The 16,890-nt window shown below is 64.0% G+C and carries 11 protein-coding genes; 7 read left to right on the top strand and 4 right to left on the bottom strand.

Annotated elements, in window-relative coordinates; genetic code table 11:
* The first annotated feature begins 31 nt into the window (after window positions 1–31).
* The 6 genes from BBJ41_RS12160 (at window position 32) to BBJ41_RS12185 (ending at window position 8,639) form a co-directional block, all read left to right on the top strand.
* Window positions 32–2,590, top strand: coding sequence for a type VI secretion system Vgr family protein (locus BBJ41_RS12160; protein ID WP_069746602.1), 2,559 nt, complete (start codon window positions 32–34; stop codon window positions 2,588–2,590).
* Window positions 2,590–3,639, top strand: coding sequence for a DUF4123 domain-containing protein (locus BBJ41_RS12165; protein ID WP_069746603.1), 1,050 nt, complete (start codon window positions 2,590–2,592; stop codon window positions 3,637–3,639). The genes BBJ41_RS12160 and BBJ41_RS12165 overlap by 1 nt, the downstream gene beginning before the upstream one ends.
* A complete protein-coding gene (locus BBJ41_RS12170) occupies window positions 3,599–4,450 on the top strand; it encodes a DUF3304 domain-containing protein (RefSeq protein ID WP_069746604.1) in 852 nt (283 codons plus the stop codon). Before BBJ41_RS12165 ends, BBJ41_RS12170 begins: the two co-directional genes overlap by 41 nt.
* Window positions 4,451–4,663: 213 nt before the next feature.
* The gene (locus BBJ41_RS12175; protein WP_156814777.1) at window positions 4,664–5,503 is read left to right on the top strand and encodes a DUF3304 domain-containing protein; all 840 of its coding nucleotides are present in this window, start codon (window positions 4,664–4,666) and stop codon (window positions 5,501–5,503) included.
* A complete protein-coding gene (locus BBJ41_RS12180) occupies window positions 5,496–7,790 on the top strand; it encodes a DUF2235 domain-containing protein (protein ID WP_069746606.1) in 2,295 nt (764 codons plus the stop codon). The genes BBJ41_RS12175 and BBJ41_RS12180 overlap by 8 nt, the downstream gene beginning before the upstream one ends.
* A gap of 72 nt (window positions 7,791–7,862) precedes the next feature.
* Entirely contained in the window at window positions 7,863–8,639 is a 777-nt protein-coding gene (locus BBJ41_RS12185) for a hypothetical protein (RefSeq protein WP_156814778.1), read from the top strand.
* Between the two features lie 80 nt (window positions 8,640–8,719).
* Here BBJ41_RS12185 and BBJ41_RS12190 read toward each other — a convergent pair whose 3' ends face one another.
* From BBJ41_RS12190 to BBJ41_RS12205, 4 genes are all read right to left on the bottom strand, one after another.
* The gene (locus tag BBJ41_RS12190) at window positions 8,720–9,670 is read right to left on the bottom strand and encodes an OmpA family protein (protein WP_069746608.1); all 951 of its coding nucleotides are present in this window, start codon (window positions 9,668–9,670) and stop codon (window positions 8,720–8,722) included.
* 4 nt (window positions 9,671–9,674) lie between these two features.
* Window positions 9,675–10,664: a type VI secretion system-associated protein TagF gene (tagF, locus tag BBJ41_RS12195; protein WP_069746609.1), complete on the bottom strand. Its 990-nt coding sequence runs from the start codon at window positions 10,662–10,664 to the stop codon at window positions 9,675–9,677.
* Window positions 10,661–14,605, bottom strand: coding sequence for a type VI secretion system membrane subunit TssM (gene tssM / locus BBJ41_RS12200; protein WP_069746610.1), 3,945 nt, complete (start codon window positions 14,603–14,605; stop codon window positions 10,661–10,663). Before tssM ends, tagF begins: the two co-directional genes overlap by 4 nt.
* Window positions 14,606–14,906: 301 nt before the next feature.
* The gene (locus tag BBJ41_RS12205) at window positions 14,907–15,752 is read right to left on the bottom strand and encodes a M15 family metallopeptidase (protein WP_069746611.1); all 846 of its coding nucleotides are present in this window, start codon (window positions 15,750–15,752) and stop codon (window positions 14,907–14,909) included.
* 121 nt (window positions 15,753–15,873) lie between these two features.
* Here BBJ41_RS12205 and BBJ41_RS12210 point away from each other — a divergent pair, with 121 nt between their 5' ends.
* The gene (locus tag BBJ41_RS12210) at window positions 15,874–16,833 is read left to right on the top strand and encodes a phage tail protein (RefSeq protein WP_069746612.1); all 960 of its coding nucleotides are present in this window, start codon (window positions 15,874–15,876) and stop codon (window positions 16,831–16,833) included.
* Window positions 16,834–16,890 lie beyond the last annotated feature (57 nt).

Here is a 16,890-nt window from a genome sequence, read left to right on the forward strand (position 1 = left end):
GGTTCGCGGCAAACAACAAGATGGATATCGCATGAACGTGACCGAAATCGCACAGGCGATTCGGGGCGGCCTGATTCAGCAGGATCGCCTGCTGAAGACGGACATCCCGTCGTTGCCGAACAATGCGCTCGTGCCGCGCCGCGCCGTGACCTGTTCCGAACTGGGACGCGACTTCAGCGTGGCGCTCGATCTTGTGTCCACCGCGAGCGACGTCGAACTCAAGACGCTGATCGCGCAGCCGATCACGCTGTGGATCCAGCAGGCCGACAAGTCGTATCTGCCGATCAACGGGTATATCCATACGGCGCGCCGGCTCGGCGCCGACGGCAGCCTGTCGAGCTACCAGCTGTGCTTCGCGTCGTGGATGCATTTTCTGAAGTTCCGCAGCGACATGCGGTACTGGCAGGACAAGAGCGTCGACGCGATCCTCTCCGACGTGTTCGACGCGCATCCGCAGGCCAGGGGGCACTATCAGTTCGCGCTGTCCAAGCCGTTGCCGTCCCGCTCGTACTGTCGCCAGAGCGAAACCGACTGGAACTTCGTGCATCGCCTGATGGAAGACGAAGGGCTGTTCTGCTTCTGGCGACACAGCGAAGACGGGAAGGCGCACACGCTCGTCATCACCGACGATCTGCATGCGGTCGACGCGTTGCCGGAGAAAACCGTCCGGTTCGACCGCTCGGGAACGGGCACGGAGACCGCCGGTTTTACGCAATGGGCCGCGTCGCGGACGTTGCAGAGCACGCTGCACACGACGCGCACGTTCGATTACAAATCGCCGTCGTCGGCCGGCAATCCGAACGGCACGACGTTGCCGACCAAGGCCGGCCAGGGCGATCTGCCGGACCAGGCGGAAATCTACGAGTACACCGGCGCGTATACGTACGCAGGCCAGGACCGTGGCGAACATCTGTCGAAGATCCGGCTGGAGGAATGGGAGTCGCGCGCGAAGCGCTTCTTCGGCGTGGGCGGCGTGCGCGGGATCGACGCCGGGCGACGCTTCACGCTGGCGGATCACCCCGAGCACGACCGCGATTCGGCGCAAGACCGGGAGTTCGCGGCCCTGAAGGTGCTGCGCTACATCGAGAACAACCTGCCGATCTCGGACCACGAAGCGAATTTCCCGCACAGCCTGCAGGACCCACTGGCGCAGGCGAAGGCCGGTCACGGCGAAGCGGCTGCATTCGAGGTCGGTCATGACGACGGATCGGCAGGGTTCTATCTCGTCGAAGTCGAGGCGCAGCGTGCGAGCGTGCCGTATCGCAGCCCGTTCGAGCATCGCAAGCCGGAGATGCGGCTCGAGACGGCCGTCGTCGTCGGGCCGAAGGGCGAGGAGGTTTATACGGACGAGCTGAACCGGATCAAGGTCATGTTCGTCTGGGACCGGCAGAGCGAAGGCCGCGAAACCGCATCGTGCTGGGTGCGCGTCGTGCAGTCGGACAGCGGCGGCGGGTACGGCGGCGTGCATATTCCGCGGGTCGGCGAGGAAGTGATGATCGGCTATCTCGGCGGCGACTGTGACCGGCCGATCGTGATGCATCGCGTCTACAACGGAGCCGCCAGCCCGCAGTGGCACAGCGACGGGATCCTGTCGGGCTTCCGGTCGAAGGAGTACGCGGGATCGGGGCACAACGAGATGGTGCTCGACGACGCGACCGGGCAGAACCGTACGCGCCTGTTCAGCAGCAGCGCGAATTCGCTGCTTCATCTCGGCTATCTGATCGAGCAGAACGGCAACACGCGCGGCGCGTATCTCGGCTCGGGTTTCGACCTGCGCACGGATGCGTATGGCGCCGTGCGTGCAGGGCAGGGGATGTACGTCACGACGCACCCGAAGCAGGCGAGCAGCCAGCCGCTCGACGTGAACGAAGCGCAGCAGCAGCTCGCGGGGGCCGGCGGGTTGATCGAATCGATGTCGCAGGTCAGCGAGTCGCATCAGGCCGAAAACCTCGGTGCCGGTCGCGATGCGTTGAAGCAGTTCGCCGATGCGACCAGGAACAGCGTGGCGGGTGAGTCGTCGGGCGGCAGGACCGCGGGCGGCGGGACCGGTAACGCGAATGCGTTCAAGGAACCGGTGATGCTGTTCGCGAGCCCGGCGGGGATCGGGATGGCGTCGCAGCAGTCGGTGCACCTGTCGGGCGATCAGCAGGCCAGCATCGTCAGCGGTCAAAGCACGTTCATTACCAGCGGGAAGTCGTTGGTCGCCGGCATCCGGGATCGCATCAGCCTGTTTGCCCAGAATGCCGGGATCAAGCTGTTCGCGGGCAAGGGCAAGGTCGAGATTCAGGCGCATGCGGACAGTATCGAGATGACCGCGCAGAAGCTCGTCAAGCTCGTGTCGTCGACCGAGAACGTCGATGTGGCCGCCAAGCGGGAAATCCTGCTGACCTCGGGCGGCGCGTACGTGCGGATCAAGGGCGGCAATATCGAGATTCATGCGCCGGGGAAGATCGACTTCAAGGGTGCCCAGCACGAGTTCAGCGGTCCGGCGAGCATGCCGTATCCGTTGCCCGCCATGCCGAGCGGCACTTGCAAGCAATGCGTGCTCAACGCGCATAGCGGGCGCGAATCGATGGTCGAGGCAGATTGATGAGTGATGTGAGTGACAGCGGCAACATAGTTGACGGGCGAGATGTCGTCGACGTGAACGAGGCCGTCGACGCTGCGCCGAATCCGCGCGAGCCGGAATGGCCGGTATTTCTGGAGATGCTGAAAGCGTCGCTGGCGGGTGAGGCCGGCGAGAGCCAGCCGATTCGACTCTATGCGATCGTCGATACGCGCGGTTATCAGGAGCTGGACACGCAACTTGTGACGGTGCGCGGCCTGCGCTACGCGTCGCTCTGGACGGATACCGGTCTCGACGCTTATACGGATATCGCACCGTACCTGATTGCCTTCGACCGTCAGGCACTCGACGACGAGGGGGGCGAGCAATATCGACTGCTGCGTCAGCTGTGGCTGGACGCGGTTGATCTGCACGCGGTGACGTGGCTTTGGTCGGCGTGGTCGTTCGATGCACTCGACGCGCATTTGCGCAGATATGTGAAGTACGCGCTGCCGAACGGTCGCGCGTATTACCTGTTCTTTTTCGACAATCACGTGTTCGGACGGCTGCGGCAGGTGTGGAGCGACGCGCAGGCGCAGCAGTTCGTTGCGCCGTTCGGCGAGATTCGCTATCGCAACCGGCGGCTCGAGGAGGTCGTGTGGCGCAACGCTGCGCCAGCGTCTGCCGACGCTGCGCCGGCAGGCGACGTGCAGGGCTTGAGCGAGAAGCAGCATGCGCAACTGATCGAACTCGGCTATCCGGACAAGCTCGTGCTGAAGTTTCGCGAGACGATGGCGGCGGCGGTCGATCACCTGTCCGACGGAGCGCTGTACGAGCAGGTCGTCGAGCAACTCGATCGCGCGGCGGGGCACGGGGTCTCCGGCGAAGCGGAACTGCTGTGTTACGTCGTGATGGGCGTGCAGGTCGCGCCGAAGTTCGACGAGCATCCGGCGGTGAAGGCGAGCCTCGAAGCGGCGTCGCGCGGGGAAACCGGTGTCGATGCGGCGCTGATGGCGATCGACGACGCGACGTGGGATGCGATTCGCGATGCCCATGAGCGGGAATTGCTGGAGGCGCGTGGTGGCGTGGCTTAGGTCCGTGCTGGTGGTGGGCCTGGTTGTAGTGGCCTTTAGCGCATGCGGGAAATCGGAGCCGGTGTATGGCGGGATTTCGGTGATCGCTCACAACTATCTGCCGTACAACCTGGATGGATTTACGATCATCGATGCCTATGGAAACAAGGCAGGTGGAGGGAATAGCTTGCCGGGTGGCGGAGGTGGGGTGACTTGTTGCTACAAGCTCAAGGGTACCGAGTTCACGGTCAAATGGGACTATGTCGATGTCGATCAATGGCACAAAGGCAACGACGAAACGCTTCACGCCGAGGCGAAGGCTACGTTGTCTCCGTCGCAGGTTCCGGAGAGGGTAGGTGATCGAATTCTCGAAGTGCACTTCTATCCGGATCGTCACGTCGAGTTTCAGTTTCCCGGCGCGCTGATGGATGAATCGCGTATTCCGATGATCGACGTGTCGCGCTGGATGGCGAGCCGGTATCAGGCGCAATTGAACAAACGATACGACGAGCGTGAGGACCAGCAGTTTCGTCGCATCGCGCGTGTCGTTGCGGCGGCGTGGTTGAAATACCGACTGACCGACCGTGACGATCTGGAGCAGTACACGTACTTCAGTCTGCTCGTAAACAGCCGTTTCGATGCACATCCTGAGGTTCAGCGTGTGCTGCAGTCGACCGCCGGCAAGCCGGGGATATTTGCGAGAGCGATGGAGTCGTTGCCGAAGCGTGTGTTGTCCGTGTTGTCGACTGACGAGTTCGAAGCGGTGGCGGTGCCGACGATTCCCGATGGCCTGCTGCCGCCGCCACGTGCAGAGGATGCGGCGCGTGGATGATCGCATCGGGTGCGTTTTGGATGCGATTTGCGACGTAGACGGGCGGGATCGATGAAATGTAGGCGTCGGCACGAGGTAGGGGCGCGACGGCGGAAGTATATGTGGCGTGCTCAGAGGCCTATGTCGCTGACGATATTCGGATGATTGAGGCTGGTCGATGTCGGTATGGCGTGCAGGGCACGATTCGGAAGGGAAACATCAATGGATAGAGCAATGAAACTGTCGAGTCTGGTGAGTCGTGTTCTGGCAGGGTGCTTGCTCGCGGTGGCCGTAACTGCATGCGGGAAATCGGAACCGATCTACAGTGGGATTTCGGTGATGGGGCGGAATTATCTTCCCTACAACATGAACGGTTTCACCATTACGGACGCTTACGGCAACAAAGCGAGCGGTGGCGGAGATGATCCGCCCGGCAGCGGCGGCGGGAGTGTCGCGTGCTGTTACAAGCTCAAGGGCACGGAATTCACGGTCAAGTGGAAGTATTACGACGCAGATCGATGGACGATGGGCGATTCGCATACGCAGCAAGTCGAAACAAAGGTCGTGATGCCACCGTCGGCCCTCCCCGAAAAAGTTGGTAGTCGTATTCTCGAAGTTCATTTCTACCCGGATCATCACGTCGAGTTTCAGTTTCCCGGCGAGCTTCTGGACGAGTCACGCGTTCCGATCGTGGATGTTTCGCGATGGATGGCGAGTCACTATCAGGAGCAACTGGATAAAAAGTTCGATGACACCGATGGGCAGTCGCATCGTCGCATTGCACGCGTGGTGGCTTCGGCGTGGTTGAAATACCGGCTGACCGACCGGAACGATCTCGAGCAGTATGCGTACTTTGGCTTGCTCGTGAACGGTCGATTTGATGCTCACCCGGAGATACAGCGTGTCTTGCGGGCAGCCGCCGGAAAGCCTGGCGCGTTCGCAAAATCGATGCAGTCACTGCCCAAGAACGTGCTCGCTGAGTTGGTGAGCGATAAGTTCAGATCGGTTACCGTGCCTGCCGTCCCCGACGGGTTATTGCCGCCACAGCGGGTAGAGGAGAAGCAGCATGGCTGAGAGAATCAAGCTCGATCCGGATGACGCGACACCGGCATCCGTATACGCGCAAATCGCCAACCAGAACGCGACCATGTACCCGAAGGGCGATTGCATGCCTTGCGGGGCGACGATTCGTATGGGTTTTTTCTTCGATGCATTTGGACGCCATCGCGATATCGACGATAAATCGAGTTCGCAGTACTCCAATATCGCGCGGCTTTGGGACGCGCATCGCGACACCGAGGATCCGAAGTGCCCCGCGAATCAGTTTTGGTTTCGCTTCTATTATTCGGGACTGGGCACGCCGGTCAACGAATCGGCCAAGGCTAACGAGTGGATCAATGCGAGCGTAGCTGCAGCCAAGATGGCGGGCAAGAAGGCGTTGAGCGGAGCGGAGTCGACCGCCAAGTCGTTCATGCGCGTCAATACGGCAATCAAACAGGCCAGCGTCAAAAAGCGTGTCGACGACGTCAAGAAACAGTTACTCGATGGATTTCTCGAAGGGGATTTTTCGCTTCGCCCCATCGACAAGGCATTCCAGGATCTTCGGAAGGATATCGAGCACATTCCCGCTCAGGCGCGGCGTGTCATGAACGTATTGAATGCGTCGCCGGAACGATACTGGGAGCGAACCAAGGCGACCGGAACGCTGCTGTGGCGCAACGCGAAGAACGACTTCAAGAACAACGTCAAGGGCGCGCCGATGAAGGCGGGCTGGGCGGTTGCGCGCAGTCTTTTCGTCGGCATAGCGATGGAGAATGTGCCGATCGTCCGCGACAATTCCGTCATGGCCAAGGCTTTCGGGACGGGTGTCGATACCCGGTTGATCGCGGCCAAAGACCAGTTCAAGGCTGCGTACGACGCCGTCAAGACGCATAGGCAGAAAATCCGGACCATCGAGGTATCGGTGTTCGGCGCGGACCGCGGATGCGTGCTCGCGCGTGCGTTCATCAATGATCTGGCGGAGAAATACAAGCGCAGGGACGACACGGATCTCGCCATCGATGGTGTATCGATCCAGATCAAGTTTGTCGGGCTGCTCGATGCCGTTTCGTCGGTCATGTCGGAAGAGGCCGGCGAACTGATTGGCATGGTGCCTTACCTGGGAATGCTCAAAACCAGCTTCAAGGATCGTCCTCTCGCCATACCGGCCAGCGTGCAGCGCTGCGTTCATTTTGCCGCTGCCCACGAGATGCGCTTTTATCAGCGTCTCGACAGCCTCGAGAAAACACGTGGTGAGCAGTTTCTTTATCCAGGCACAAGTTGCGATGTCGTGGGCGGTGCACCCAACGGCTCATTTGGCTTCAATGCGGAACTGATGCGAATTCCTCTGAGAGACATGCTACTGGAGGCATTGAAGGCAGGTTCCGTCATGGACACGATGGAGGACCTGCGGGACAAGAAGCCGGACACCTTCAAGAAATTCACGATCGCCCAACCCATCAACAGTGGCGGCAAGCAATACCGCATCAAGCAACTCGTCGATGCCTACCGCGCCCTCGTCCCCCGTAAACCGGGCGTCGACTTCATGGAGCATTCGAAAGTCTTCATGCGCTGGATCGCGGCTCGCTACCTGGATCCCGAGTTTCGACGCACGATGTCCGATCCGGTCGCGGACTGGAAGCGCAACATGGCCGATGCCGACCTGCAGCGCAAGACGGCGAAGTCGCAGCTCGACTGGGAACTGCAGCGGCAGGGCATCAACATGAGCATGCTGGCCAGCCGCAGCCCGGCCGATCAGTCGACGCTGCGGGGGATGAAAGCGGCCAGCGACGCGGCGCAGAAGCGCTACGAAAAACTGATCGCCGAAGCGCCGAAGGACTATACGACGGTCTGGGAGCGTCTCGAAAAGGAGTCGGCAAAGAAGCTGCGCCAGGCAACTTATCAGGACGGCCTGCGGCAATCCGCGGAGCGCATTCGGAACACGCCGGATTCGTGGGATTCCAACAACAAGGCGAGCGCGGATGCAGTCGAAGCGGCCATGCTGCCCGAAGCCCAGATGGAGCTGGTGTCGGCCTGGAAAGAGGGGATCGAAGGCAAGCACCCGCTTCCGCCGGACGTGATGGCGTTGTTCGACATGCTCGTTCACGACACGTTGCTGACGAGCTGGCAGGACCATGTGCTTGCGCCGTCGCTGTACTTCCGCACGCGGGACAAGGACGAATTCGGTTCGAGCAATTTCGACAAGGAAGCGAAGCAGCGCAAGAAAGACGATCTCGCTGCCGCGCGCATCGATCAGGCGGCGAAGCAGAGCCAGGAATGGGCCAAGGGCTACAAGGGTGGCGCGACGCCGCCCATTCATTGACGGTCGGCAGCCGGCCATGAAAAACGGGCGGCGACATTCCTGTCGCCGCCCGTCGATGTTCGGAGCCATGCCATGAGCAATGAGGTCGTCGCTAAAGGCACGGAGAAATCACTGTCGCCAGCCGTCGCTCAGGCTGTATGGGCAGGAATTCTGCTGAACGCGCTGGCGGTTGCGCTGGCGTTTACCGCTTACCAGTTCGATTACGGTGTGTCGAGCTTGCCCGGGAAAATCAGCGTGGCGATTGCCGTGGTATGCGTAGCAACGCCGGTGATTTGCTGGGTCGCGTGCCGGGGCACACAGAAATTCATCGTCTATGGATGGCTCAGGTTGATCAGCTTGCTGTCGGCTTATGCGCTGATCGGGCTCGCCTTTTACTTCTACTACTTCGTTTTTGCCCCGATGCCGATCCTCGCGCGAATCGCCGGATTGGTGATCGGAGGCGGGCTCACCCTCTACTGGCTGGCGTATTCCTGCGTCGCACTGTCCCGCCATGTCGTCTCTTCGGATTTCGAGAGCAGGGCGTTCGATGTCGATGACGATGCGATCGTCTGCCGGAAGGACTTCTTCGAGATTCTGGACGCGATCTATGCCGAGAGAAGCCCGTTCGTCAAATGGCATTCATGGATCGTCATGGCGCTTGCGCCATTCTTTCTCGTGCTCGGCCGACTGCTGTCGATGTACTTCGGGACGGGAGGCGTGCTGTTCTTTGTCGCGGCCGTCACGTTCCCCGCATCGCTGTGGTTGATCGGCATCATGGTCCGGGTCGGCGTGACGATGATCCAGTTGCCGCGCACGATGGAACGCAAATACCGGAAGCCGGTGCTGATGGCGCCTGACGCATCGTTCTAGCAGATGTCATCCGGCGGTCGGCTTCCGCCGGCACCACGGAATGACGGCAGGCGGCCCGCATAAAAGGGCCGCCGCCTCGCCTACTGCCCCACCCGGAACTCGATCCGCCGATTCCTCGCCCGCCCATCCGCCGTATCGTTCGGCGCGATCGGCTGATCCGGCCCGACGCCCGTCGTCGTCATCTGCTGCGGCGGAATGCTCTTCGTGATCAGATAACCCTTCACCGCGTCCGCACGCGCCTGGCTCAGCGCGATGTTCGACGTCCGGTTCCCCGAGTTGTCCGTGTGGCCGATGATGTCGACCGTGCGGTTCTGCATCTTCGAGAGCGCGGCCGCCATCTGGTCGAGAATCAGCCTGCCCTGCGGCGTCAGCGTCGCGCTGCCGGTTTCGAACTCGATCGTCCGGTTCGCGAGCGTCTGGTCGAGCACGCCCTGCTCGGACGCCGACACGCGCAGCCCGTTCTTGATCGTATACGTCGGGTTCAGCGTGTTCGCCATGTCGCTCGCGAGCTGCTGGCGCTGCGCCTCGTTGTGCACCTCGCCCTTCATCTCGATCTGCGTGCCGTTGATCTTCAGTTGCCCCTTGCTGATCTGCTTGAGCTGCGCGCCGAGCAGCTTCTGCACGTTCGCGCTCCAGTTCGGCGGCGTCGCGACGTCGCCGACCTCGATCTGGTCGACGACGTTCGTCGCACCGTAGGTATCGCGCAGCTTCTGCAGCACGGCGGCCTTGGTCGCCTCGTCGGGCACCTTGCCGCCGACGACCACCTGCCCGGGCGCCGCGTTCGCGGGCGGCGGCGTGATGGTGCCGGCCGTGCCGTGCACCACCGTGCCGGACGCGTTCGCCGGCACGGCGCCGGGGTTCGCGTTCGACGAAGGCAGTGCGGTCGTCGCGACCGTGCCGTTGCCGACCGGCGTGACGGTCGCGCCCGTGTTCTGCGCGAAGGCCGCGCCGCTGGCGACGAGGCCGGCGGCGAAGAGGGCGGCGAGGACGGGCGAGAAGCGCGCGCGTCTGGCGTGAATCGTGCGGCGCATCCCGTCAGCCTCCGATGAACGCTTCGCGGAACGCGTCGATGGCGACGCGCAGCGAGAGTTGCGGTTGGTCGAGGTAGCTGACGAGCTTGCTGATCTGGTGATCGTTTTGCGCATGGGCGTCGATCCACTCGGGATCGTCGATGTCGATGTTGTGGGCGGCGTAGGTCTGCGGATCGACGACGCTCAGCAGGGTCTTCGCCGACGCGCCGTTGAAACCGATGATGAGCCGTTCGCGCTCGGCGATCGTGCCGATGAAGATGGCCAGCTCGAAGTCGGCCTGCGCGACGAACGGCGCGATCAGTTCGAGCCAGAACGCGGCGACCAGGCTGCGGTAGAACGGATCGACCGGCAGCGGCAGCGTGAGGCCGCGCTCGATGTGCGACGAGCCGCTTTGCATCACCGGCCGCAGCAGCGAACCGAGCGCGAGCATCGCACCGCGCAGCCGCACGGGGTGGCCGCTTTCGAGCAGCATTTCCTGCAGGCCGTACAGCGACTGGTGTTCGACGAAATCGTTGAAGGCGCCGTCATGCGACGTGCCGGGGCCGCCGACGTCGATCGGCACCTGCGTGTCGCCGAGCGCCTGCAGCGCGCCGGGCGGTTCGTCCTTGCCGAGCAGCGGCGGGATCTGCGACGCGACGCGCGACCACAGCCGCGCGAACGCGAGCGGGCTGCGCGCGAGGAACGCGAGCGGCCGGTCGACTTCGAGCGCCGTCGCGCCGAGGAACGGGAAGCGGCGCATCGACACGTCGTGGCTCGCGACCATGTGGCCCGCGATCGCGAGCTTGCTGCGCGAACCGAGGAACGCGAAATGCATCGGCTTCGCATCCTCGTAGACGAGCTTCCAGCGCGGATCTTCCGCGAGCAGTTCGAGCGCCTGCGCGATCCAGCGATCGAGCGTCTGCAGCAGCTGCGGATTGTGCGGGCTCTTCACGAAGTCGCCGCGCGACGGAATCTTGCCGAAGTAGGCGATCTGCGCCTGTACGGTTTGCGTCATTGCGCCCCCTGTGCATTCGTTGCGTTGGCGGCCGCGACGGCCGGCGCTGCGCCCGGCGTGCCCGTGCCGGACTGCGTCGCGTTCTGCGCGGCGCCCGCGCTCGCGTCGGCGACCGACGACGGCAGCTGCAGGCCGCGCAGGCTCTGCTGCTGCGGCTGGTCGCCGCCACCGCCCGACGGTTGCGACGTGCTGATGATGCGCATCGTCACCGACACGTTCACGCTGCCCTGTACCCACGTCAGGTCGAAGGTGCCGTCCGGACGGCGCTTGCGCTGCGCCGAGTTGATCAGCTTCTCGAGACCGTAGCGGCCCGGCTCGTTGACGAGCTGCACCGTGCGGCCGTCGAAGGTCGTCGCGGACAGCGTCGCGCCCGGCGAGCCCTGCGGGTTCGGCCACACGAAGTTGGTCCATTGCGGCGGTGTGTTGCGGTAGCGCAGCTGCTGGCCGTCGATCGCGATCGTGTATTCCGTCGTGCCCGTGCTCGGCTGCGGCAGGATCTGGAACACGGTCTGCGGCTCGGACGCCGCGGCCGCGCCGCCTGCCGCACCACCGGCGAGTGGTGCGACCCAGCGCGCGAAGCCGTTCGTGAAGTCCGGCGTGAGCCCGATGCCCATGTCGCCCCACGTGCGGGCGGCGAGCGTGTCGCCGCGGCGCACCGCGAGCGGCCCGAGCGTCGTGCCGACGAACTTCGCGATCGAGCCGTCCGGACCGAACACCTGCGCGATCTCGCCGGCGCCGGCTTCGACCTTCGCGCTCGCCGCGAACGGGTACTTCGTCGCGAGCGAGCTCTGGAACGGCTGGTAGACCTGCGCGTTCCACACCTTGTTGACTTCGGCGCTGGCCGGCTGGATCACGACCGCGAACGCCTGCATCAGCGGCCGCACCAGCAGCGGACGCAGCGACTTGCGTTGCGAATCGGTGAGGCCCGTCAGCATCTGCTCGTCGACGAGCTTCAGCGAATCGGCGAGCTCCGAACCGTTGCCGTCGAGCGTCTGCTGCATCAGCTGGCGCGCGCCCGGGCCCGGGTCGCCCTGGTTCTTGATCACGTTGAAGCGGGTCCGGACCTTCGACAGCGAATCCATGTAGCCCTTGAGCATCGACGTGCCGTCATGCGTCGCGACGATCCGCGCGAGCCCGATGAATTCCTGGCCGATCGGACCCATCGGCACCTCGGCCGGATTGCCGTTGATGTCGATGTTGGCGGCCGCCACCTGGCCGGCCTGCGTGCGCGTGAACAGCTGCTTGACCCAGTTCACGACGCCCGTCTGCGCCTTCTTGATCGCCACGTTCGCGAGCGACGGGTTGTCCCACGACGTCTGGTCGTACGCGGTCTCGAGGATCTTGCGGATCGGCGAATCCTGCGGGTCGCCGAGGCGGTTCATCCCGTCGACGGCCTGGCCGAAGCTGCTGAAGCCCTGTACCGCGATGCCCTGCATGAACTTCTGCCAGTGCTGCGCGTATTCGGTCTTGTACATGCCGACGAGCGTCTTCTGGATCTGCTCGGGGCTGCCCTCGAGCGTCAGGTCGTCCTGCGTCGACGTGTTCAGCACCCAGTCCTTCGCCTGCAGTTCCTTGGTCGCCGCGTCGCGGATCGCCGGCTGCACGTAGTCGAACCACGCTTCGCGCGTGAACGTGCCCGGAATCGCGTAGCTGCCGGCCACGAGGCCCTGGTTGCCGTCGCCGACGATGCGCGCGATGGTCATCGGCGCGAAGCGGGTCGACGCGCGTGCCTTGATTTCCTCGTAGACGCGCTGGCGGGCCGGCATGCCGCGCACGACGCGGCGCAGGTTCTCGCGGGTCTGGTCGACGAGCGCGAGGTTCGCGTCGATCATCGGCCAGTCGTCGTCGTTCACGCGGGCGAGGTAGAACGAGATCATGCGCTCGGCGCTCTTGATCATCTCGTCACGCGGCATGTTGCCGCGATTCGTCTCGAGCCAGCCGCGCCAGAAACGTGCGAGCTGGTCGGTCAGGTGCGCCTGCTCGACGTGACGCTTGTCGGACAGCATCAGGTACGTCTTGAGCGCGTTGTACGCGTCCTGCACGTTGGTCGGCGACGCATCGCTGTAGAGGCCGCCTTGCGGCGCGGCCTGCTGCTGCGGGGCGGCGGCCTGCGCGGCGCCGGAAGCGGCGAGGGCGGCGCCGGCCAGCGGCGCGGCGCCCGCGGCGTTCGTCGAAACCGGCAGCGCGCCGGCCTGCACGGCGCCCGACTCGGGCGGGCGCGTCATCGGCACGAGCTGTTCGGGGTGCGCGTTCACGTCCTTCATGAACGACGCGAGGTTCTGCGAGACCGGCGCGAGCAGGATCTGGCGCACGCCGTTGTAGTACTCGGTCAGCAGATGCTGTTCGAGACGGTCGCCCTGGTACAGGCCGAGCGAAACCGACAGCGGCTTGTCGCGGCGGAACTGTTCGAGCTGCTCGATCCGGTCTTCCAGGATGTCCATCGCCTGCAGGCGCGACTGCAGGTCGTTGCGGCCCTGCTGCAGGCGCGTGACGTTGTCGAGGTCGGCCTGCACGTTCGCGACGAGCTGCTGGTTGCCGATCGTCGACCAGGTCCAGCCGCCGAGCGCGATCGCGAGCGCCGCGACGAAGCCGAAGAAGGTCGCGTAGCGCAGCCGCGTCTTGGTCGGGCTCGCGAACTGGCGCACCGTCTGGCGGTCCGCGAAGATCACCTTCGAGAACAGGTCGCGCAGGAAGAAGCCGTTCTTCGAGAAGGCGCTGTGCGGCTTCGGCAGCGCGTTCGCGTCGAGGCCGAAGCGATGCGCGATGCGCTGCGCGGCCGTGCTGTTGGTTTCGCCTTCCTGCAGCGCGCTCGTGAAGTAGAAGCCGCGGAAAATAGGCTTGTACTGGAACGGGTTGTTCTCGAACAGCGTCGCGAGGAACGCGCGCAGCGACGGCTTGATCGTCGAGAATTCGAGCGGGAAGCTCAACTGGCCCGGCGACAGCTGGTTGCCGCGCGACAGCGACAGCTGCGCGACGCTGATCTCCTTCAGCCCTTCGTAGAGTTCCTCGAAGTGCGTGTCGAACTGCGCGACGACGTCACGCTTGTCGTCGGGCTCGTAGGGCAGGGTGGCGCCCCACACGCGGTCGTACTCGTGCTTGTCGCTGCTGCTGAAGAATTCGGTGAAGCCGGTGATCAGGTCGGCCTTCGTGAACATCACGTACACCGGCGCGAACACCTCGAGCTTTTCCGTCAGCTCCTGAACGCGCTGGCGGAGGTTTTTCGCGAGGTTGATCGCGAATTCGGGGCGGTTGCCGGTGAGTTCGGCGATGCTCGCCGTGACGATGATGCCGTTGATCGGCGCCTTCGGACGGTAACGCTTGAGCAGGCCGAGGAAGCCGAGCCATTCGCTGCGGTCTTCCTCGTGCACCGAATAGCGGCCGGCCGTGTCGAGCAGGATCCCTTCGGTCGTGAAGAACCAGTCGCAGTTACGCGTGCCGCCGATGCCGTGGATGACGGCGCTGTTCTTGTCCGCGAACGGGAACTGCAGGCCGGAATTGAGCACGGCGCTGCTCTTGCCCGCAGCCGGGTTGCCGATCACGATGTACCACGGCAGTTCGTACAGTGCGGAGCCGCCCGAGACCTGGCCGATCTTCGACGTCTTGATCGTCTTCACCGCGTCCGACAGGCGCGTGCGCAGCACGTCGAGGTCGGCCGTCTTCGCATCGGGCGCGAGCGCGGCGGCGGCGGGCGCGGCGATCTTGCCGGTTTCCGCCTGCTCCTCCAGCACCTGGCCGAGCTGCTGGTTCGCGCGCTTCACGCGCCAGCGGCGCCACAGCGCGACGACGAGCCACAGCGCGAGGATCGCCGCGAAGGCGATCGCCGCCCACAGGAGCGGCAGCTGCAGCATGTCGGCGACGATGAAGAGGATCGCCGCTAGCGCGACGATCCCGACAATCGAGAGCGTTCGCGGATGAGTCAGCACGTTGAGGATGCGTTGCATAGGACGTTCAGGTTCCGGTGCGATTCGGTAAGGCGACACAGGCGCGCCGAGCGGCAAGGGTGGGGCCGCGATGTGTCGCCATGCTGTCAAACGGGATGAAGGGGGCTGGCATCAATGCGCCCGCGGCATCGGAGAAGGCGCGCGCATTAATGAAAGGACGCTGTGAGATTTAAAACGGAAGCGGCGGCCGGAAAAAATCACGCACCGGAATGCACGATTTTCTACGCCGCCCATATCGTTTCCTGCCGGGATATTAAAAAGCCCCATGCCGCCCTCATTATTTCCTGTCCGGCAGCCCTGGCTAGCTGCCGCGTCCCAGTTTAAAACCGGGTTTATGGTATTCCACGTGCCCGAGATCCATCATTTTCCATCGGCCGCCCCAGGTCAGGCCGACCTGCTCGGCGACCTGGCCGTACAACTGGTAGCCGCGCATCGCCCAGGGATCTTTCTCGGAAATGACCAGCTTGCCGTCGCGCAGGAATGCGTTATCGGCCGCCAGCCCGAATTGGTGATAACTCTGGAAGGCCGCCGCGTTGGTCACGTTGCCGCCCATCGCTGCCAGCCGGTTCTGCCGTTCCGGGCTCCGGTAACCTTCCAGCAGCGCCATTTCATAACCATATTGTTCGTGCATGATCTTGTAGACCAGCAGCAAACGCGTACGGAAATCCGGATCCAGCAGGTTCCAGTCGCGGCTCGCATCCTTGAGCGCCGGGCGCACCTGCTCGACTTCCCGGGTGGCGAAGACTTCCGGCGGCAGCGGCGGCGGCGGCACGAGCTGTTCGCCCTGCAGCAGCGCGGCGATTTTCTCGTCGGGCACGCGCGCCGTGTCGTCGTACTGGAACAATTGCCGGCCGCGTAACGCAATGGCGACCAATGGCGGCGTCGCAAGAATACCTGCCGATACCATAATCATCAAGCGCCGCCGAACCAGTAAATTTTGCACGTCGTTTAAAGCACCGCGCGTAACGCTTGCCGATTTAACAATCTGACTCCGCGTGCGTGCGGCGCGATCGTTCGCACGGCGTGTAAGACGGCCGTGAAACTGGGCGACGGATTCGAAAACGGTCGCGCGGATACCCGGTAAAAGCAACAGTGCCGCAACTGCTACGGCAAGGGCGAAATAGGCGACGAGTGCGACGGCAATCAAAGAAATCCCCGGAAATTGGAATTGATTGTGTTTTGCAATGCTTGCTCTTAGAATCAGGCTGCTTCGAGAGGCCGGGCTATATTATCGCGGTGAATTAAACCAGGATTCAATGAGACGCTGAATGAGTGCGCCGGAAAATTCAAATTCGAAAACTCCGCCCAGCCTGCTGTCCGATACGAAACCGGCAGGCGACGGAGGAGCTCAGCAGTCGCGCATTCTCGCGAATCTGGAAGGACGTGTCACGCCGCCGGCCGAACCGCCGCGCCGTTCGCTGAAGGCGCCGATCGCGGCCGTCGTTGCACTGGTGGTCGCCGTCGGCGGCTGGGGCGCGTGGCGCTGGCAGCAGCAGGCGGGTGAACCGGCCGCCGTGGTGGCCGCGGCGCCCGCAGCCACCGCGCCGGCCAAGGCCGCACCGGCCAGCGATGCCGCCGCGCAGGTCGCGCAGAATGGCGCGTCCGCCGCGCAACCGGCCACGATCGTCAACGACGATGCGGCCTCCCAGACCGTTGCGTCCGCATCGTCCGCGTCCGGCGCCGACAACAGCCGCCTGTCGCGCGCGCTCGCCGGCGGCGCCGACGACGCATCGGGTGCCGCCACGGCTGGCGCTGCCGCCGCCGCCACGGCTGCTGCCGCCGCGACGACGAAAACCGCGAAGGCCGACACCGCGAAGAGTGCGAAGATCGCGGCGCACGGCAAGGCTGACACGAAGGCGGAGACGAAGGCCGAAGCCCGCAAGCATCGCAAGGAACAGGAAGCCGAGCTCGCGCAGGCGAAGAAGCGCCGCGACGCGGCGTCGACTCGCACCGCGAGCGCGAAGGCGGGCGGCAAGGACGATCCGGATGCCGATCTGCTCGCGGCGCTCGTCGCGCGCACGAAGCCGGCCGACAAGAAACTCGCCGCGCAGAATGCACAGGCCGTGCCGACCAAGACGGCGGCGACCGGCTCGCTGGCATCGCGCGTGAAGGCGTGTGCGGAGCGCGGCTTCTTCGAGGATCAGCTGTGCCGCTGGCGCGTATGCGACGGCCATTGGGGCAAGGACCCCGCATGCCCGAGCGCCGCGCAGTCGGAAACGCGGCAGTAACCCGTCTCGCGCATGCCGCGATGCCATACCTGCGCCGCCCACCGGGCGGCGCGTTGC

It is taken from the genome of Burkholderia stabilis, from assembly GCF_001742165.1.
In the GTDB taxonomy this organism is placed as follows: Bacteria; Pseudomonadota; Gammaproteobacteria; order Burkholderiales; family Burkholderiaceae; genus Burkholderia; species Burkholderia stabilis.

Coding starts and splice junctions, on each gene's coding strand:
- BBJ41_RS12160 (WP_069746602.1), top strand. CDS start 32: ATGAACGTGACCGAAATCGCACAGGCGATTCGGGGCGGCCTGATTCAG.
- BBJ41_RS12165 (WP_069746603.1), top strand. CDS start 2,590: ATGAGTGATGTGAGTGACAGCGGCAACATAGTTGACGGGCGAGATGTC.
- BBJ41_RS12170 (WP_069746604.1), top strand. CDS start 3,599: ATGAGCGGGAATTGCTGGAGGCGCGTGGTGGCGTGGCTTAGGTCCGTG.
- BBJ41_RS12175 (WP_156814777.1), top strand. CDS start 4,664: ATGAAACTGTCGAGTCTGGTGAGTCGTGTTCTGGCAGGGTGCTTGCTC.
- BBJ41_RS12180 (WP_069746606.1), top strand. CDS start 5,496: ATGGCTGAGAGAATCAAGCTCGATCCGGATGACGCGACACCGGCATCC.
- BBJ41_RS12185 (WP_156814778.1), top strand. CDS start 7,863: ATGAGCAATGAGGTCGTCGCTAAAGGCACGGAGAAATCACTGTCGCCA.
- BBJ41_RS12190 (WP_069746608.1), bottom strand. CDS start 9,670: ATGCGCCGCACGATTCACGCCAGACGCGCGCGCTTCTCGCCCGTCCTC.
- tagF (WP_069746609.1), bottom strand. CDS start 10,664: ATGACGCAAACCGTACAGGCGCAGATCGCCTACTTCGGCAAGATTCCG.
- tssM (WP_069746610.1), bottom strand. CDS start 14,605: ATGCAACGCATCCTCAACGTGCTGACTCATCCGCGAACGCTCTCGATT.
- BBJ41_RS12210 (WP_069746612.1), top strand. CDS start 15,874: ATGAGTGCGCCGGAAAATTCAAATTCGAAAACTCCGCCCAGCCTGCTG.